Source organism: Mesorhizobium australicum WSM2073 (assembly GCF_000230995.2).
GTDB lineage: Bacteria > Pseudomonadota > Alphaproteobacteria > Rhizobiales > Rhizobiaceae > Mesorhizobium > Mesorhizobium australicum.
This window is the reverse complement of record NC_019973.1, coordinates 467,083-484,543: the sequence shown is the minus strand read 5'-3', so window position 1 is coordinate 484,543 and position 17,461 is coordinate 467,083. Positions and strand designations below refer to the sequence as shown.

Annotated in this window: 19 protein-coding genes; 9 read left to right on the top strand and 10 right to left on the bottom strand. The window is 62.7% G+C overall.

Annotation, left to right across the window (positions count from 1 at the left end; all coding sequences use genetic code 11):
• Positions 1–25 precede the first annotated feature (25 nt).
• Entirely contained in the window at positions 26–790 is a 765-nt protein-coding gene (locus MESAU_RS02230; RefSeq protein ID WP_083883137.1) for a transporter substrate-binding domain-containing protein, read from the bottom strand.
• 423 nt (positions 791–1,213) lie between these two features.
• Between MESAU_RS02230 and MESAU_RS02225 the strand changes: the two genes are divergently transcribed.
• Positions 1,214–1,660: an Lrp/AsnC family transcriptional regulator gene (locus MESAU_RS02225; RefSeq protein ID WP_210161497.1), complete on the top strand. Its 447-nt coding sequence runs from the start codon at positions 1,214–1,216 to the stop codon at positions 1,658–1,660.
• 135 nt (positions 1,661–1,795) lie between these two features.
• Here MESAU_RS02225 and MESAU_RS02220 read toward each other — a convergent pair whose 3' ends face one another.
• On the bottom strand, positions 1,796–2,428 hold the full coding sequence (locus MESAU_RS02220) for a TetR/AcrR family transcriptional regulator (protein ID WP_015314415.1): 633 nt from the start codon (positions 2,426–2,428) through the stop codon (positions 1,796–1,798).
• 104 nt (positions 2,429–2,532) lie between these two features.
• Between MESAU_RS02220 and MESAU_RS02215 the strand changes: the two genes are divergently transcribed.
• The gene (locus MESAU_RS02215; protein WP_015314414.1) at positions 2,533–2,937 is read left to right on the top strand and encodes a VOC family protein; all 405 of its coding nucleotides are present in this window, start codon (positions 2,533–2,535) and stop codon (positions 2,935–2,937) included.
• 66 nt (positions 2,938–3,003) lie between these two features.
• On the opposite strand, the gene phhA is transcribed toward MESAU_RS02215, so the two are convergent.
• Positions 3,004–3,840 carry a phenylalanine 4-monooxygenase gene (gene phhA, locus MESAU_RS02210; protein ID WP_015314413.1) on the bottom strand — a complete coding sequence of 279 codons (837 nt, stop codon included), beginning with the start codon at positions 3,838–3,840 and terminating at the stop codon, positions 3,004–3,006.
• A 134-nt stretch (positions 3,841–3,974) separates the two neighbouring features.
• Here phhA and MESAU_RS02205 point away from each other — a divergent pair, with 134 nt between their 5' ends.
• A complete protein-coding gene (locus tag MESAU_RS02205; protein ID WP_015314412.1) occupies positions 3,975–4,451 on the top strand; it encodes an Lrp/AsnC family transcriptional regulator in 477 nt (158 codons plus the stop codon).
• Positions 4,452–4,561: 110 nt separating this feature from the next.
• A complete protein-coding gene (bchE, locus tag MESAU_RS02200) occupies positions 4,562–6,127 on the top strand; it encodes a magnesium-protoporphyrin IX monomethyl ester anaerobic oxidative cyclase (protein ID WP_015314411.1) in 1,566 nt (521 codons plus the stop codon).
• A 9-nt stretch (positions 6,128–6,136) separates the two neighbouring features.
• Here the strand turns inward: bchE and argB are convergent, their stop codons facing one another.
• The 3 genes from argB to MESAU_RS02185 form a co-directional block, all read right to left on the bottom strand.
• Complete coding sequence (gene argB, locus MESAU_RS02195) at positions 6,137–7,030, bottom strand: acetylglutamate kinase (protein ID WP_023772298.1); 894 nt, start codon at positions 7,028–7,030, stop codon at positions 6,137–6,139.
• 155 nt (positions 7,031–7,185) lie between these two features.
• The gene (locus tag MESAU_RS02190) at positions 7,186–8,685 is read right to left on the bottom strand and encodes an amidase (RefSeq protein ID WP_015314409.1); all 1,500 of its coding nucleotides are present in this window, start codon (positions 8,683–8,685) and stop codon (positions 7,186–7,188) included.
• A gap of 100 nt (positions 8,686–8,785) precedes the next feature.
• A complete protein-coding gene (locus tag MESAU_RS02185) occupies positions 8,786–9,217 on the bottom strand; it encodes an SgcJ/EcaC family oxidoreductase (protein WP_015314408.1) in 432 nt (143 codons plus the stop codon).
• Positions 9,218–9,398: 181 nt separating this feature from the next.
• Between MESAU_RS02185 and MESAU_RS02180 the strand changes: the two genes are divergently transcribed.
• From MESAU_RS02180 to msrB, 4 genes are all read left to right on the top strand, one after another.
• Positions 9,399–9,938, top strand: coding sequence for a sigma-70 family RNA polymerase sigma factor (locus tag MESAU_RS02180; RefSeq protein ID WP_015314407.1), 540 nt, complete (start codon positions 9,399–9,401; stop codon positions 9,936–9,938).
• Positions 9,935–10,657 carry an anti-sigma factor gene (locus MESAU_RS02175; protein WP_015314406.1) on the top strand — a complete coding sequence of 241 codons (723 nt, stop codon included), beginning with the start codon at positions 9,935–9,937 and terminating at the stop codon, positions 10,655–10,657. The genes MESAU_RS02180 and MESAU_RS02175 overlap by 4 nt, the downstream gene beginning before the upstream one ends.
• Before the next feature lie 221 nt (positions 10,658–10,878).
• Complete coding sequence (locus MESAU_RS02170) at positions 10,879–11,436, top strand: fasciclin domain-containing protein (protein WP_015314405.1); 558 nt, start codon at positions 10,879–10,881, stop codon at positions 11,434–11,436.
• 225 nt (positions 11,437–11,661) lie between these two features.
• Positions 11,662–12,165, top strand: a complete 504-nt coding sequence (gene msrB, locus MESAU_RS02165; protein ID WP_015314404.1) for a peptide-methionine (R)-S-oxide reductase MsrB — start codon at positions 11,662–11,664, stop codon at positions 12,163–12,165.
• Between the two features lie 118 nt (positions 12,166–12,283).
• Here the strand turns inward: msrB and MESAU_RS02160 are convergent, their stop codons facing one another.
• Positions 12,284–13,879: a DHA2 family efflux MFS transporter permease subunit gene (locus MESAU_RS02160; RefSeq protein WP_015314403.1), complete on the bottom strand. Its 1,596-nt coding sequence runs from the start codon at positions 13,877–13,879 to the stop codon at positions 12,284–12,286.
• Between the two features lie 85 nt (positions 13,880–13,964).
• Entirely contained in the window at positions 13,965–15,152 is a 1,188-nt protein-coding gene (locus MESAU_RS02155) for an HlyD family secretion protein (RefSeq protein WP_015314402.1), read from the bottom strand.
• Between the two features lie 127 nt (positions 15,153–15,279).
• On the opposite strand from MESAU_RS02155, the gene MESAU_RS02150 reads away from it, so the two are divergent.
• Positions 15,280–16,014 (top strand): TetR/AcrR family transcriptional regulator, encoded by a 735-nt coding sequence (locus tag MESAU_RS02150; RefSeq protein WP_015314401.1) that lies wholly within the window; start codon positions 15,280–15,282, stop codon positions 16,012–16,014.
• A gap of 95 nt (positions 16,015–16,109) precedes the next feature.
• Here MESAU_RS02150 and yihA read toward each other — a convergent pair whose 3' ends face one another.
• Both yihA and MESAU_RS02140 read right to left on the bottom strand, forming a co-directional pair.
• The gene (gene yihA, locus MESAU_RS02145) at positions 16,110–16,769 is read right to left on the bottom strand and encodes a ribosome biogenesis GTP-binding protein YihA/YsxC (protein WP_015314400.1); all 660 of its coding nucleotides are present in this window, start codon (positions 16,767–16,769) and stop codon (positions 16,110–16,112) included.
• A complete protein-coding gene (locus tag MESAU_RS02140; RefSeq protein ID WP_041163589.1) occupies positions 16,766–17,404 on the bottom strand; it encodes a CatB-related O-acetyltransferase in 639 nt (212 codons plus the stop codon). The genes yihA and MESAU_RS02140 overlap by 4 nt, the downstream gene beginning before the upstream one ends.
• Between the last annotated feature and the right edge of the window lie 57 nt (positions 17,405–17,461).

Below are 17,461 nucleotides of genomic sequence, written 5' to 3'. Positions count from 1 at the left end.
CAAGGAGGCAGCCGGCGGAATGACTTTACTTGGCGCTGTAGTCCTTGCCGTACCACTTCGTGGTCAGCGCGGCGAGCGTGCCGTCCGTCTTCATTTCGGTGATGATGCCCCCGACCTTCGCGGTCCACTCGGGATCCTTCTTCTCGGCGATGACGACGAGCGGCTCGCGGAAGGCGTACTCGCCTTCCAGGATCTTCACGGGATAGCCGTTCTTGATGGCGTTCTGCGCCGTCTGTTCCGGCGCGATCACGGCATTCAGGCGCACGCCGTCGCCAAGCCGCAGGTCATCGAAGGGAAGCATGGAATCCGCGTAGGTGCGGATCTCGCCCGGCTCGAGCTTGTATTCGATGGGAGCCAGGCCAGGCGCGTCGATTTCGAGCTTGCGGCGGATGAAATCCTCCGAGGTGGTGGCAGTCTCGACGCCGATGATCTTGCCGTTGAGATCGGCGACCGACTTCGCGCCGCTGTCCTTGTGCAGGACATAGACGTAGGGGCTGTAATAATAGATGCCGACAAAGTCGATCACCTTGGAGCGGGCTTTTGTCGGCGTGACCGATCCGACGCCAAGGTCGTAGCGTCCCTGCCAGCGCCCGCCGGTCAGCGTCGCCCAGTCGGGCGTTTCGAACGAGACCTCGACGCCAAGCCGCTTGCCGATCTCGCGCGAGACATCGATGTCGAAACCGGCGAGTTCGTTGCTGTCGTTGAGAAAGCTCTGTGGCGGCCAGGCCGCGTTGGTGGCGATGACCATCGCCTTTTTCGACGTGACGCGGTCCAGGGTTTCACCGGCCATGGCTGCCGTCGTGATGGCGAATGTCGCGGCGGCAAGAACGGCTAAATTGAGCAGTTTTTTCAAAGTTATCCCTCCCTTGTGGTTGAACTGATAGGTTGAGTGGCCGACGTCGAACCTCAGCGCTTCAGCTGCAGGTTCAACCGGATCGGTTTCGGACTTTGCCCATCACAGCCGAAGCTGATTCCCCCTGACGGACCGGCGTTCGTGACCCCAGACAGTCAGGTCGCAAAAAGAAGGGTTCCACCCGGCGAAATGCGGGATATTGGCGATCGCGCAGTCATTGCGTCCCTTGGGATGACAAAGTGCCGGATATGTTGGCCTTGTTCCGTTCGCCGCTGCCAGTATTGCGGATTGTCGCGGGGGCTGTTCAGCCGATAGGATCGCGCGGTGGTTACTAAGCGGATCGAGCGAGAGGTTTTGTTTGTGGAATTGACCGAGAAGGATCGTCAGTTGCTCGCGCTGATGCAGAAGAACGCGCGGGAGCCAGTCGCGTCACTGGCACGACAGCTCGGCGTGTCGCGCACTGCGCTGCAGGAGCGGATCCAGAAGCTGGAGGCCGGCGGCATCATCGAAGGCTATACCGTCCGTCTGGCCAAGACGGTGGCCCAGAACGCCGTCCACTGTTTCACCCTCGCCGCCCTGAACAACAAGAGCTATCCGGACGTCTCCAGAAGGATCAAGGCGATGCCCTCGATCCAGGCGGTCTATGCCATAACCGGTGAATGGGATCTGATCATCCACCTTGCCGCCGAGACGCTCGAGAAGCTGAACCGGGAGGTGAATGCCCTGAATGAAATCAGCGGCGTCGTCAAAACCGCTTCCCACGTGGTGATGGAGACGAAGTTCAACCGGACCATCTACGCTCTGTAGGAATGGCGGAATGTTCCGGCGGCCGGCCGTTCCACTGGAACTTGTCGATCTGGTAGCCGGTGCGCATCACTGTTTGCAGGTCGAAAGGCACATGGTGGTGTCCTCGACCCCTGCAAACGTGGGCAGGGGACGCGACTAGTTCGGCTGGACTCCGTAGACGGCCAGAAATGCCTCCACCGAGGCATCCGCGTGGCGTTCCAGTTCGGCCTTGGAGCGCCGGTTGCCTCCCGTGAACATGGCTTCATTCATGGGGATCCAAAGAAGCATTCCAAAAAGATGGCTGGCTGCCAGATAGGGATCACTTGTTTGTATCAGTCCTCGACTGGTGAGTTTTTGAAAGCAGGACGCCGTCGAGGCAAGCATGCGCTCAAACCCCTTTTCGTACCAAGCGCGGCCAAGCTGCGGCATTCGATCCGCGTTGGCGATGATCAAGCGCCGCAGCTTCAACAACTCTTCATCCATGAGAACCGCTATCAGGCGTCGGGCAAGCTGCTGCAGGCCGCCTTCCATGAATTTCGCCTCGGAAAGCAGCGTCGTCACGGACTCGATGATGTCATTGACCTGGGTAGCGGTTGACAGAACGACTTCGCCAAACAGCGTCTCCTTGTCGGTGAAATGCTTGTAGACGGTCTGCTTGGAGGCCCCCGCCTTGGTGGCGATTTCCTCCATGCTGGTCCCGTCATATCCCTTGCTGGTGAACGCCGCCGTGGCCGCCTGGATGATCTCACGATCCTTGCGAGCCGATCTGGTCTCACCGTCGATTTTCATGGCGCCCTCTTAACCAGTACTAGACGGTACCGTTCTCTCGTGGTAGCCCCATGAAACGGTACTGGACTGACTAGTACCTGTCAACGAAGGCAAGGCTTAGACCGATGACCAAGATGATCTTCATAAATCTGCCGGTGCGGGATCTGCAGGCAGCGACCAATTTCTATCTCGCGATCGGGGGCACGCTCAATCCGCAGTTCTCGAACGACCAGGCCAGTTCGGTCATGTTTTCCGACGCGATCGGGGTGATGTTGCTGACGCACCAGCATTACGGCCAGTTCACAACCCGCCAGATCGGCGACGCCAGGCGTGACAGCCAGATGCTGATCGCACTCACCGCGAGCAGCAAGGACGAGGTCAATGCCACGATCGAGAAGGGCGTCGCGGCCGGCGGCCGCGCCGATCCCAACCCCGCTCAGGATCTCGGCTTCATGTTCAACCGCCACATCGAAGACCCTGACGGCAACGTCTGGGAGCTCCTGTGGATGAACCCCGCTGCCATGCAATAGCCCAGCGCGATCAAAGCGTCCAAAGCGCGTCGCGTTGAGACAGATTCATGCGACGCGCTTTATGTTTTAGACCGTCGCCGGGTCGAGCGCCGGCTGGCTCTTGCGGCGCGCGACGATCGCTTCGAAATCCGCCGTCTGGAAGGCATCGCGCAAGGCGTCGAAGGACGGCAACACGAAATAGGCGCGCTGGAACTTGTCGATCTCGTAGCCGGTGCGCATCACCGTTTCCAGGTCGAACGGTACATGGTGGGCGTCCTTGCTCTCGACAGCGAACTGCAACTCGGTGAACGACGACATCAGACCGGCGCCAAACGCCTTCAGCTTCTGGCCGTTCTCCTGCATCAGGCCATATTCGGCCGTGTACCAGTAGAGCCGGGTGATCATCTCGTCGCCGCCCAGCGCAATGATGTCGCCGGCCTTCTTGCCATACATCTGCATGAAATCGGCAAACACCGGCTGCGAGAGAACCGGCACATGGCCGAAGAAGTCATGGAACATGTCCGGCTCGACGACGTAGTCGAGTTCCTGCTTGGTCCGCAGCCAGTTGGTGACCGGGAAGCGGCGGTTGGCGAGGTGGTCGAAGAACGGTGCGGCCGGGATGAGGCCCGGCACGGCGACGATTTCCCAGCCGGTCAGCTTGCGCAGTTTGGTGCTGACGTCCTCGAAATCGGGGATGCAGTCGAGCAGGCCGAGCTTCTCGACGCCGTTGAGATAGGAGTGATGGGCGAGCTTTTGCGTCAGCTTGGTCTGGCGGTCGCACAGCGTGCGCCACACCGCCTGCTCCTCGGTCGAATAGTCATAAGCCTGCGCCACGGTGAAATCCGCGCGGCACACCGAATAGTCCCCGCGCAACCCTTGCGCCGCGCAGTCGCGGGCGTATTCGGCAACGCTCATCGTCGTCATGGGTTTTCTCCTCGCATCAATGGTTGACGTGCCGCAAGGCTAACCCGATCTGCCGAGGCAATTCGGTTTTGATGGTGGCTCCTCCGCCACATTCGAGATATCATTCACTCACAATTCGCATCGGATGAGTGAAAATGCCTCAATTCGACGATTTCGAGATCAAGATGCTGGATGTCCTGCAACGCAACGGTCGCAAACCCGTTTCCGAGCTGGCGCAGGAGGTCGGCCTCTCCACCACGCCCTGCGCCCGGCGCTTCGAGGCGCTGCAGGAAGCCGGCATCATCAAGGGCTTTGCCGCGGTGATCAGCCGCCGCGCCGTCGGCCTGATGGTCGAGGTATTCATCCAGGTGCGCCTCGTCAGCCACAGCGACGGCTCGCCCGAGAGCTTCATTGCCGCCGTTCAGCGCATGGATGAGGTGTCGTCGTGCTGGACGATGACCGGCGACCACGATTTCCTGCTGCATGTCATGGTGCCATCGGTCGACGAGCTCAACGCCTTCGTCATGCATCGGCTGATGCGGCTCGACGGCGTGCGCGACGTCCACACGCAACTGGTGCTGCAGAACATCAAGGGACCCGGCCACGTGCCGCTCGCCCATCTCAGGCGGTGAATCGCATCCGCGTTTCTGCGGAAAAGCTGCAAGCAAACTGCTGAAACGGGCCCTTTCGGCGACCAGCTCTCCAACCAGCATGCACGGACCATTCCTCCAGGAGGTCCGCCATGAAAATCGTCCTGATCAATCCGCCGCACACCGCCATCGGCAGCCGCGTGCCCGACGATCACTTGCCGCCGCTTGGGCTGCTGGCGATCGGCGGCCCGCTGCTCGACGCCGGCCATCAGGTGCGGCTCGTCGATGCCGAGTTCGGGCCGATGCCGCTCGCCTCGGTTGTCGCGGAAGCCCTGAAGGACTATCCCGACTTCGTTCTGATCGGCCATTCCGGCTCGACCTCGGCACATCCGACCGCCTTGTTGATCGCCGGGATGGTCAAGGCGCGCGCGCCGGCGACGATCATCCTCTATGGCGGCGTCTTCCCCACCTATCACTGGCGCGACATCCTGGCGTCAACCGACGCCTTCGACTTCATCGTGCGCGGCGAGGGCGAGGCGACCGTGGTGGCGCTGGTCGAGGCGCTGGAGATGCGCCAGCCGCCGGCAAGCGTTGCCGGCATCGCCTGCCGCGACGATCTTGACCGTCCCTTCGCTACGCAAGCGGCGATGACCATCGCCGACCTCGACGCCTACCGCGTCGGCTGGGAGCTGATCGACCACCGCAGATACAGCTACTGGGGAGGCAAGCGTGCGGTGGTCATGCAGTTATCGCGCGGCTGCCCGCATCTGTGCAATTATTGCGGCCAGCGTGGCTTCTGGACCCGCTGGCGGCATCGCGACCCAGTCAAGTTCGCCAAGGAGATCGCCTGGCTGCACCGCGAGCATGGCGTCGAACTGATCAACCTGGCGGATGAAAATCCGACGGTTTCTAAAAAGGCATGGCGCGCCTTTCTCGAAGCCTTGATTGCCGAGAACGTGTCGGTGCTGATCGTCGGCTCGACCCGCGCCGACGATATCGTGCGCGATGCCGATATGCTGCACCTCTACCGCCAGGCCGGTGTCATCCGCTGGCTGCTCGGCATGGAAAACACCGACGAGCAGACGCTGCAATTGATCCGCAAGGGCGGCAGTACCTCGTCCGATCGTGAAGCGATACGGCTGCTGCGGAAGCACGGCATCCTGTCCATGGCAACCTGGGTCGCCGGCTTCGAGGATGAGGGATTTCGCGATCTGTGGCGCGGCTTTCGCCAGCTCCTCGCCTATGACCCCGACCAGATCCAGGCGCTCTATGTGACGCCGCATCGCTGGACGCCGTTTTTCCGCATCGCGCGGGATCGCAAGGTCATCCAGAGGGATGCCCGCCTGTGGGATTACAAGCACCAGGTGCTGCAGATGACCCGGCTGAAGCCGTGGATGCTGTTCTTCTCGGTCAAGCTGATTGAGCTCGCCGTACAGTCGAGGCCGAAGGCGCTGGCGCGCATCCTGTTCCACCCCGATCCCGAGCAGCGGCATTCGATGCGCTGGTACACGCAGATGGGTCGCCGCGTCTGGTTCCGCGAGGTCTGGGGTTTTCTGGTGACCGACCGCCGGGTGAAAGGCGGCCCGACGCTCGCGGAATTCTGGGGCGCACCGCAGGACAACGAGGAGGAATCGATGGTTGTCCGGCGGCCGGTTACAAAGCCGGAGCTTCCCGCGGCCGTAAATCGCGGCCTGCCAGGCAGAAGGTTAGCCGGCTGACAACAAGCATTATGGCACGATCAGCGTGCCGGCGCCGTGTTCGGTGAACAGTTCGAGCAGCACCGAATGCGGCGTCTTGCCGTTGAGGATGACGACGCCTTCGACGCCACGCTCGATCGCCTCGATGCAGGTCTCGACCTTGGGGATCATGCCGCCGGAAACCGTGCCGTCCTTGATCAGCGCCTTGGCCTCGGCGACCGTCAACTCGTCGATCAGCTTCTTGTCCTTGTCGAGCACGCCCGGCACGTCGGTGAGGAACAGCAGGCGCGAGGCCTTGCATGCGCCGGCGATGGCGCCGGCGAAAGTGTCGGCGTTGATGTTGTAGGTATGGCCATCGCGGCCGGGCGCGACCGGCGCCAGCACGGGGATCATTTCGGAGCGCGCCAGAAGGTCCAGCAGCGTGCGGTCGACCTCGACCGGCTCGCCGACAAAGCCGAGATCGAGCACGCGCTCGATGTTGGAATCGGGGTCGATCATCGTCTTGCGCGCCTTTTCGGCGAACACCATATTGCCGTCCTTGCCGCACAGGCCGATCGCCCATTCGCCCTCGGCGTTGATCAGCGCGACGATCTCCTTGTTGATCGACCCGGCCAGCACCATCTCGACGATCTCGACCGTCTTCTGGTCGGTGACGCGCAAGCCGCCCTCGAACTTGGATTCGATGCCCATCTTGGCCAGCATGGCGCCGATCTGCGGTCCGCCGCCATGGACGACGATTGGGTTGACGCCGGACTGCTTGAGCAGCGCGATGTCGCGGGCGAAGGCCTTGCCGAGTTCGAGATCGCCCATGGCATGGCCGCCATATTTCACCACGACCGTCTTGTGCTCGTAGCGCTGCATGTAGGGCAGCGCGCGCGACAAGAGGGCGGCCTGCATTTCGGCGGTGGCGGCGACGTCCGTCATCAGCGTGGTTCCCTGGTATTTGGTTTTATGCATGTCGTTGTCCCAAACCGCTGGGCACATTTGGGCGACATGCATCAGGTAAGGACGGCGGCGTCTTAGCCGGAATTGACGCGAGCCGCAAATGGCATTGCTGTCATAGTCGGTTCACGGTGTCGTCATTGTGACGGCACCATCAGCGGCGCCCGCCGCGTCAGCCAGCCCGAGATTTTCTCCATCTGCGCGGCCAGCGACAAAAGCCTTTCCTCGTCGCCCGGCCGGCCGGCGGCCTGGATCCCGAGCGGCAGGCCGGCGTCCGTGACATGGACGGGGAGCGCGATCGACGGCTGGCCACTGACATTGTGGATCGCCGGCCAATGCGTGAACCAAAGACTCTTGTCCATCAATTGGCCGAACAGCGGTTTGATCCTGAGCAGCGCGGTGAGGTGAAGCTTGTCGAGCAGGTTTTCGATCAGTTCGTCGGCGCCTTTCGGATCCATGGCGCCGCAGGCGAGCGGCGGGTGCGCGATAACAGGCATCAGTACCGCATCATAGCGCGCGGTCTCCGTGATCAGTTGCCGCGAGGTGGCATGTAGGCGCTGCAGGCCGGCATAGGTTTCGCCGGCCGAGATCATCTCGCCCAACCGGCCGAGCACGCGCGTGGCGCGCTCGATATCGCCCGTCACCGAGCGGCCGACGCGCAGCGCTTCACCCCGCAACGAGCCGGCGACGGCGGAAGCGACCGTCGTGCAGAAATCGGCGAAGAAATCGCGGCCGATAAAGGGCAGATCGATGTCCTCGACCGAGTGGCCGCCCTCGCGGGCGAGCGCCACGGCAATGTCGAGCGCCTTCAGCGTCTCGGCCGAAATCGGCAAGCCCAGCGGCGACTTGCGGTACACCGCCAGCGTGAGCTTGCCGGGATCCCGCGCGGCAGCGGCGGCGAACGAGCCCTTTGGCGGGCGCGCGGCATAAGGCGCGAGCGCATCGGGACCATGGGTGAGGTCGAGCAGCAGCGCGCAGTCGCGCACCGAGCGGGTGACGGCGTGATCGACGACCATGCCGTACCAGCTTTCGCTCACCAGCGGGGACAGCGGGACACGGCCGCGCGAGGTCTTGAGGCCGACAAGGCCGCTGCAGGCCGAAGGCACGCGGATCGAGCCGCCGCCATCCGACCCATGCGCCACCGGCACGACGCCGGCGGCGACCAGGGCTGCCGAACCGCCCGACGAGCCGCCGGTGGTGTGGCCGGTATTCCAGGGATTGCGGGTGACGCCAAAGGCCTTGGATTCCGTCATCAGCCGCAGCCCGTGCTCGGGTGACGTCGAGGTGACGATCGGAATCAGCCCGGCGGCGAGATAGCGCTCGGTCATCACCGAGTTGAAATCGGGTACCCAGGCCGGAATGCGGCTGCCGCCATGCGAGGGCACGCCCTTGATGGCGATGCCGAGATCCTTGATGGCGAAGGGGACCCCGGCCAGCGGCAGCGAACGGTCGATGCTCTTTGCCCGGGTCCGTGCCGCCTCGTAGAGCGGCTCGGCCGTGGCATTGATTTCGGGGCGGGTGGCCTCGGCACGGGCGATCGCCGCTTCGGTCAACTCGATCGCCGATAGTTCGCCCCTGCGCACCAGACCGGCAAGGCCGGTTGCGTCTTCTTCCCAAAGGATTCGTTCGACCGACATGTGCGCTCCCCCATTGCTGCCAAGCTAGTCAGCGGCAATTCCCTTGGCAATCCAGGCTGATAGTGTCTCAGTTTGGAGTTTGGCGGCGACTTTTAAACGGCTATCTCCCGGCGTTGGAAGGGGGCGCAATCGCCCCCGGAACAATGTCGGTGTTTTGGGCAACCTTTATCCGCCAGCCCGACTGTTCTTCCTTCAAAACCAGAAGCAGAATGCCTTCTCGTTTTCCGGCGGATGAGCCGTCCGGAGCGGATGCGCCGGTCAGGATCCATGAATAGTGCACCGATGCAATGCCGGAAGACAATTCAACAACTGACGAGACAACACCCTTCAATCGGCTGTCACGAAACATGGTTTCATGAGTTGCGCGGTGCGCCCTTTCGATCTCGGTGCGGTTCTTCCACCACATGCCCACGACATTGACGAAATTGGCGTCGTCGGCGAACAACGCCGCGAAGTCGTTCATATCGTGTCTATTCCAGGCATCGGCAAAGGCAGTGGCGACATCCTCAGGTTTGGCGAGCACCAATCCCATGACAAATCTCCCTTGCTTCGGCTGAAGCGTAGCATGTCGGGGGAAGCGCCTCAAACGCGATTGCCAGCTTTTGACTTCAAACCGGGACACTGTCTCGGGGCAGGTGTGCGGACGCCGAACTTTAGGTGCACAGCATATTTCCGGCGTTGCAAATACAGCGCAATTGCCTAATTTGGCGCGCATGACGCCGCAGGACATTACCAAGCTGATCGTCCGGACTTCGATGAAAGATCGGGCAGCGTTCGATCTGCTTTACCGGCACACCAGTGCGAAACTTTTCGGCGTATGCCTTCGTGTATTGAACGACCGGGGAGATGCTGAAGAAGCGCTGCAGGAAGTCTTCGTCAAGATATGGACGAAGGCGGATCGCTTTGCTGTCTCCGATCTGAGCCCGATCTCCTGGCTGGTGGCAATCGCGCGCAATCATGCGATCGATCGCATCCGAGCGAGGCGCAAGCCCGCCGCCGATATCGATGCCGCGCTCAATGTGGCCGATCCGGCGCCGGGACCTGAAGCGATGGTGGTGGCGGGCGACGAGACCGAGCGGATCCATCATTGTCTCGATGAATTGGAGAAAGACCGGGCGGCGGCCGTCCGGGGCGCCTATCTCAAGGGCGAAAGCTACGCCGAACTGGCGGAACGCCATGGCGTGCCGTTGAACACGATGCGCACCTGGCTGCGCCGCAGCCTGATGAAACTCAGGGAATGTCTGGAAAGATGACGCTGGCAGAGGACAACGGACCGGAACGTGGAGGCGACGACCTGTTCGCCGCCGAATACGTTCTTGGCGTGCTGCCGGTCGAAGAGCGGCAGATAGCCTCCAGGCGCATCGACGCCGAGACCGATTTCGCGCGGCTGGTCGACGGCTGGGAAGTTCGCCTGTCGCCGCTGGGCGCGGCCTATCTTGAAATCGAGCCGCCGGCTTCGGTGAAGCCGGCGATCGACCGCCGGTTGTTTTCATCCGCCGCCACCACGCCTGCCGAGCCACGCGCCGGCCTGTGGTCCAGCCTCGCCTTCTGGCGCGGCCTTGCGGTGGCGGCTGTTGCCGCGCTGGCGCTCTACGTCGCCGTTCCCTATGTCAACCGGCCGGCTGAACAGCCGCAGGCGCGACTCGTCGCTTCGCTGGCCGCCGACGGCAGCGACGTCAAATATCTCGCCGTCTATGATTCCGAACGGCATGAAGTCAGCCTTTCGCATGTTTCCGGCGTGCTCGCCGCCGGCAAGGACTTCGAACTCTGGATGATCGAGGGCAAGAACGCGCCGGTCTCGATGGGCGTCATCCCGGCGGGTGCGACGGCGCATATTGGCGTCTCGCCCACCACGCAGCGGAAACTCGCGCAGGGCGCCGTGCTGGCCGTCAGCCTCGAACCCGCCGGCGGTTCGCCGACCGGGCAGCCCACCGGGCCGGTGGTTGCCGCGGGCGATTTGAAGGGCATCTGATCGAGCCTTCGCACTGGCGGCGCGTGGATAGAACAGGCTCAGTCTATCTCCGTTCCATATGTCTAAATGGACCGGTAGCCGGCGAATTGCCAAGGCAGAAAATACATCCACAGTGAAAATAAATCAAAAATCCGCGAAATATTCTGAAACTCACGCATCTGTGTTCCGTATCTCCTTGCGTCCCCAAAATGGGAAGAGAAAACCCGAGGAGTTTTGATACAATGCGTAGATTCGCCACCCTTTTGCTCGCCGGCACGATCGCTGTCTCCGCGCTTGCCACGGCTGCTTATGCTGAAAACCCGATGGTCGGCGGCGCCGCCATGTTTGCCAACAAGACCATCGTCGACAATGCCGTCAATTCGAAGGATCACACGACGCTGGTCGCCGCCGTCAAGGCGGCCGGTCTTGTCGAGACCTTGCAGGGCGCCGGCCCGTTCACCGTCTTCGCGCCGACCAATGAAGCCTTCGCCGCCCTGCCGGCCGGCACGGTCGAGACGCTGCTCAAGCCCGAGAACAAGGACAAGCTCGTCAAGATCCTGACCTGCCATGTGATTGGCGCCAAGGCGATGGCGGCGGATGTGGTGTCCATGGCCAAGGCCGATGGCGGCACGCACAAGGTCAAGACGGTCGGCGGCTGCGAGCTGTCGCTGAAGGCCGACGGTGGCAAGGTCACCGTCACCGACGAGAACGGCAATGTCGCCAATGTGACCATCGCCGATGTCGAACAGTCCAACGGCGTCATCCACGTCATCGACAAGGTTCTGCTCCCGAAGATGTGATCGGGCCGAAGATGTAACGAGGCGCTTGTCGCGGACGAACCTGCTGCAAGAGCTCTCCGTCGATCGCGCCGTCTCGCTCCCGTGATCCGCAATCGACACGCGTGCTCCGCGCCGCCCACGATCGAAAGTGGACGGCGCGGAGTGTCGTTTGGGGCAACCGTCACCGGCTTTTGACTTTCGGGCGGCGGCATAGTTTGGCAAAACAGACGACAGGAGGAACTGGTCATGAACCGTCGCGACTTTCTTTTGAGCGGTGCCGCCGCTATCGGCGTCATCGGAACCGCGGCAGCAATGCTGCGCATGGGCAGCCCGCAGGCCGCGCAGGCCGCCGAAAAATTCGAGGTCGCCAAGACCGAGGACGAGTGGAAAGCCATCCTGTCGCCGGCCGCCTTTAACGTCCTGCGCAAGGAAGGCACCGAATATCCAGGCACCAGCCCCCTGCTCAACGAACACCGCAAGGGCATCTTCGCCTGCGCCGGCTGCGACCTGCCGGTCTATCCCTCGGAGACGAAATTCGATTCCGGCACCGGCTGGCCGAGTTTCTGGCAAGAGATCGCCAATGGCATCGGCAAGACCGAGGACCGGTCGCTGGGCATGACCCGCACCGAAGTGCATTGCCGCCGCTGCGGAGGCCATCTCGGCCATGTCTTCGATGACGGTCCGGCGCCGACCGGCCTGCGCCACTGCATCAATGGGGTGGCGCTGACCTTCAAGCCCGCCGCCGCCTGAGGACCCAAAGGCAATAAAAAAACTCCGGGCTTTGCGGCCCGGAGTTTTTTGCGTGGGTCGGAGCTTTCGGGCGTGGACTGGAGGAGCTTCCCGAAAACCGCTGCCACGATTCCTTGCTTCAGTGCCCGCCGCCTCCGCCGCCACCGGGCGCGGCCGGCTTCCTGATCAGCATGGTGAAGAACCCCAGCGTCCCGAACAGCACGGTCAGCAGATAGAACACATCCATGAAGGACAGCAGCGCCGCCTGCTGCTGGACCATGCCCGACAGCTTGGAGATCGCGGCACTGGTGGCGTCGAGGCCGGTGGTCTGCTCGAAATTGAGCGTCATGTTCTGCAGCTTGGCCTGCGCGGCGGCACTGCCCCACTGCACATGCTCGGAGAGCCGGGCATAGTGGAAGGCATTACGGTCGATCAGCACGGTGTTGATGAGGGCGAGGCCGACGGCGCCGCCGAGGTTGCGGGTCAGGTTGAACAGTCCCGACGCATTCTTCAACCGGTCCGGCGGCAAAGTGCCGAGCGCGATGTTGTTGATCGGCACCATGCACAGCATCATCGAACAGCCGCGCAGGATCTGCGGGATGAGCAGCTCGTAGAAATCCCAGTCGGCGGTCAGGTGCGTCATCCACCAGGTACCGGTGGCGAAGCCGAACAGCCCGATCATCATCATCAGCCGCAGGTCCATCTTGCTCGACAGGATGCCGGAGATGGGCGCGGTGAGGAACATGGCCAGGCCGCTGACGAACAGCGCTTCGCCGATCATCATCGAATCGTAGCCGCGGATGCGTCCGAGGAAGACCGGATAGAGATAGGTCAGGCCATAGAGACCGATGCCGATGACGAAGGAAAACAGCGAGCCGAAGGCGAAGTTGATGTTGCTGAACGCCTTGAGGTCGACGATCGGCTCCTCGGCGGTGAAGACACGCCAGAAGAAGATCACCGCGCCGATGGTCATGACGATGGCGCAGATGAAGACGCCCTGGTCCTGCAGCCAGTCATTGTTCGGGCCTTCTTCAAGCACGTATTCCATACAGCCGAGGAAGGCCGCCATGCCGGCCAGGCCCCACCAGTCGAACTTCGAGAACAGCTTGAGATTGGGCTTGTCGAAATCGATCAGCGACCAGGCAGCGGTCGCCACGAGGATGCCCGGCACGACATTGACCAGGAACAGCCAGTGCCAGGAAAAAGCGTGGCTGATATAGCCGCCGACGGTCGGGCCGATGGTCGGCGCCAGTGTCGCCACCAGGCCGATCATCGGCGAGACGATGGCACGGCGCGAGGGCGGGAAGATGGTGAAGGCCGCGGCGAAAACGCTCGGGATCATGCCGCCGCCGATGAAGCCCTGCACGGCGCGGTAGACGATCATCTGGTCGATGTTGGTGGCGGTCGCGGCAAGGGCGCTCGCCGCGGTGAAGCCCGCCGCCGCGACGGTGAACAGCACGCGTGTCGACAGCATGCGGCTGAGGAAGCCCGACAGCGGGATCATGACCACCTCGGCGATCAGGTAGGCTGTCTGCACCCACGGGATCTCGTCGGAGCTGGCGCTGAGGCCGGCCTGGATCTCGGCCAGCGAGGCCGAAACGATCTGGATGTCGAGGATCGCCATGAACATGCCGAACACCATCGCCAGGAAAGCGATGACGCGGCGCGTCGAAATCGTGTCGGGGGCAGCCGGCATTGCCGGCGGCGATCCTGCGGTGATGGTTGCGGTTGCCATTTCCTGGCCCTCCTTGGGGCCCCGTTGAGGCAGGCCGGGCGGCTCGGTGCTTCAATCAGCCACCAAGCCGCCCTCCGAAAAGCGATCAGTTACTGGTGGCGGCAGGCGCGGTACGGCTGTCGACGGCGACGACGACGCTCAGGCCCGCGCGCAGCTTGCCGGTCTTCAGCGCATCGGCCGGTACGTCGATGCGGACCGGAACGCGTTGCACCACCTTGGTGAAGTTGCCGGTGGCGTTTTCAGGCGGCAACAGCGAGAACACCGCGCCCGAGGCCGGCGCCAGCGAGGAGACGGTTCCCTGGATGGGCTGGCCGTCGATGGCGTCGACCGAGATGTTGACCTTTTCGCCGGGCACGAGCCTGGCAAGCTGCGTCTCCTTGAAGTTGGCGACGATGTAAAGCTTGTCCATAGGCACGACCACGGCGAGCTTTTGGCCGGGGCTGACCAGATCGCCCTGTTCGACGGAGCGGTTGCCGACGACGCCGTCATAAGGCGCCTTGAGCACCGTGAAGGAGAGGTCGCGCGCGGCCTTGTCGCGGCCGAGCTGCAGGGATGCCAGCGTGCTGGCGGATTCCGCGCGCTGTGCCTCGAGCACACCGATATTGGCCTGCGCGGCGGCGATCTGTGCGTCGGCGCCGACGAGCGCGGCATTGGCCTGGTCGAGCGCGGTCTGGGCGTCGTCCAGCTGTGCCTGCGTGCCGACATGGGTCTTGACCAGTTGCGCGGCGCGCTGCTGGGCCCGGCCGGCATTGTCGGCGGCGGCCCGATCGGCGACCTTCTGCGCCTGCGCCTGCTGAAGCGAGGCTTGCGCGGCCTTGGTCTGCGCGTCGATGCGGTCGAGCGTCTTGGCCAGCGTGGCGATCTGCGCCTCGGCCTGGGCGACGGCGATCTTGTAGTCGCCGGCGTCGATCGTCAGCAATGGATCGCCGGCCTTGACCTGCTGGTTCTCGCTGACGAGGACCTGGTCGACATAGCCCGAAATTTTTGGCGAGACGAACGCCATGTCGGCCTGGACATAGGCGTCGTCGGTGGAGATCATGAAGCGGCCCGTGGTCCAGTAGTCATAGCCATACCAGGCGCCGCCGCTCAGAAGGGCAAGGCCGATGATCGGCAGCAGGAAGGAGCGCACCGAGCGCTTTTTCTTGGCCGGAGCTTCCGCCGGCGGCGGTGCGACGACCGGCTGGAGGGGAATTTCCGGAGCTTCCGTCGCCGGCGCGACCTTGGCGTTGGGGAAAGGGCGGACTTCGGCTGATGTTGACGCGGTCGAGGACATGACATCTCTCTAAAGTTATAATACTGAACCGTTCGGTTCGATCAGGCCGTTGACATAGCGCGTAAAGAGGACCATATCAAGGGGCAATCGAACCGATTGGTTCGAATTATTTCGAGGTCCGACTTTTATGGTTGAGATTGTACGCAACAGCGAAACCGATCCGTGCGAAGACCTGCTGGACGGTCTGCGCCGCGGCCGCCCGGCCGCTGGACAGGACCCGGTCAAGCGCAGCCAGATCATCGATGGCGCCCGTCGTGTCTTCATCGAAAAGGGCTTCGAGGCCGCCTCGATGAACGACATCACCCGCGAGGCCGGGGTCTCGAAGGGCACCATCTACGTCTACTTTGCCAACAAGGAAGAGCTGTTCGAAGCGCTGATCGAGGAAGAGCGCGGCACCATCTTCAAGAACATGTACGACATGCTCGACCGCGCCGACGACTTGCGCCAGACGCTGGTGAAGTTCGGCAAGGTTCTGTCGATGAAGATCACCTCGGCCAGGGTCATCCAGGCGCAACGCACGGTGATCGGCGCCTCCGACAGAATACCCGATATGGGCGCGCGCTTTTACGAACGCGGACCCAAGCGCGGCCATGACAAGGTGGTGACGTTCCTCAACGCCGCCATCGAGCGCGGCCTGCTGGAGATCGACGATGTCGACCTCGCCGCCTATCAGTTCACCGAACTGTGCCTGGCCGGTCTTTTCCGGCAGTGCATCTTCGCCTATCGCACCAAGGCCCCGACCCAGGACGAGATCGACCACATCGTCAGGTCGGGCGTCAACATGTTCCTGAAGGCCTACGGCACCGAAAGGCTGGCAGAGGAAGAAAGCCACGAGATGATTGCAATCGAGGCGAAATCTTAGAAGCAATCCAGAAAATTGCGTGCAGGTTTCCGTCCGAATGCGAGAAAACAGGGAGATAGAGCTGCCCGTTCTGATGGCCGACCTATCCCAGCTTTTTACCCGCCATTGGCCGCAAGCACGATCGCGGCCTGCAATTCCTCCAAGCCTTCGCCTTTTTCCGATGACGTCGCCAGCACGAACGGGAACGCTGCAGGACGCTTCTTGATCTTGGCCAGCGTCTCCTCGATCAGCCGCGGCACGCCGGCGGCCTTGATCTTGTCGGTCTTGGTCAGCACGATCTGGTAGGACACCGCCGCCTTGTCGAGCAGCGACAGCACTTCGTCGTCCTTGGCCTTGATGCCGTGGCGGGCATCGATCAGCACATAGACCCGCTTCAGCGTGACCCGACCCTTGAGATAATCGAAGACCAGCTTGGTCCACTCGTCCACCTTCTCCTTGGGCGCGGTGGCATAGCCGTAGCCCGGCATGTCGACCAGCGCCATTGGCGGCAGGTCGGTGCCCTCGCCCGAAAATCCATCCGGCACGAAATAGTTGAGCTCCTGCGTGCGCCCTGGCGTATTGGAGGTGCGCGCCAGGCCCTTCTGGTTGACCAGCGCATTGATCAGCGACGACTTGCCGACATTGGAGCGGCCGGCGAAGGCGATCTCGGGCGGCCCTTCCGGCGGCAGGAACTTCATGGCCGGCACGCCGCGGATGAAGATCCACCCGCGCGTGAACAGGTCGGTGCCGATCGCGGTGCTGTTGGGAACGTTCAAGCTGCTGCCTCCAGAAGAGAAATATCGGCGCCCCTGATGGCGTCGAGGTTGCGGCCGATCTTGTCCACCGGCCAATCCCACCATGCCACCGCCAGCAGCCGCCGGACCGTCCTGTCGTCGAAACGCATCTTGACCACTTTCGCGGCGTTGCCGGCGACGATCGCATAGGGCGGCACATCGTGCGTCACCACCGATTTGGCGGCGACGATGGCGCGATGCCCGATTTCCACGCCGGGCAGGATCACAGCCTCCATGCCGATCCAGACATCGCTGCCGACCATTGTGTCGCCGCGCACTTCCTTCGACCACGTGGCTGGGTCAAAACCGTTTTCCCAGCCATGACCGAAGATGTTGAACGGATAGGTTGAAAAGCCGGACATCGCGTGGTTGGCGCCATTCATGATGAAGCGCGCGCCTTCGGCTATGGCGCAGAACTTGCCGATGATGAGCTTGTCGCCGATGAAGGGATAGTGATGCAGCACGCATTTTTCGGCGAACTTGTCCGGCCCGTCGGGGTCGTCATAATAGGTGAAGTCGCCGATCTCGATATTCGGCACTGTCACCAGAGGCTTCAGGAAGCCGACGCGTGTGTGCATCGGGATCGGGTGCTTGATGCCGGGGTTGGGTCCGTCCATGTCGAAGTCCGTCCAGGAATTGATAGCCACGCCGATCCGCAATCCGCGCGCCTGGTC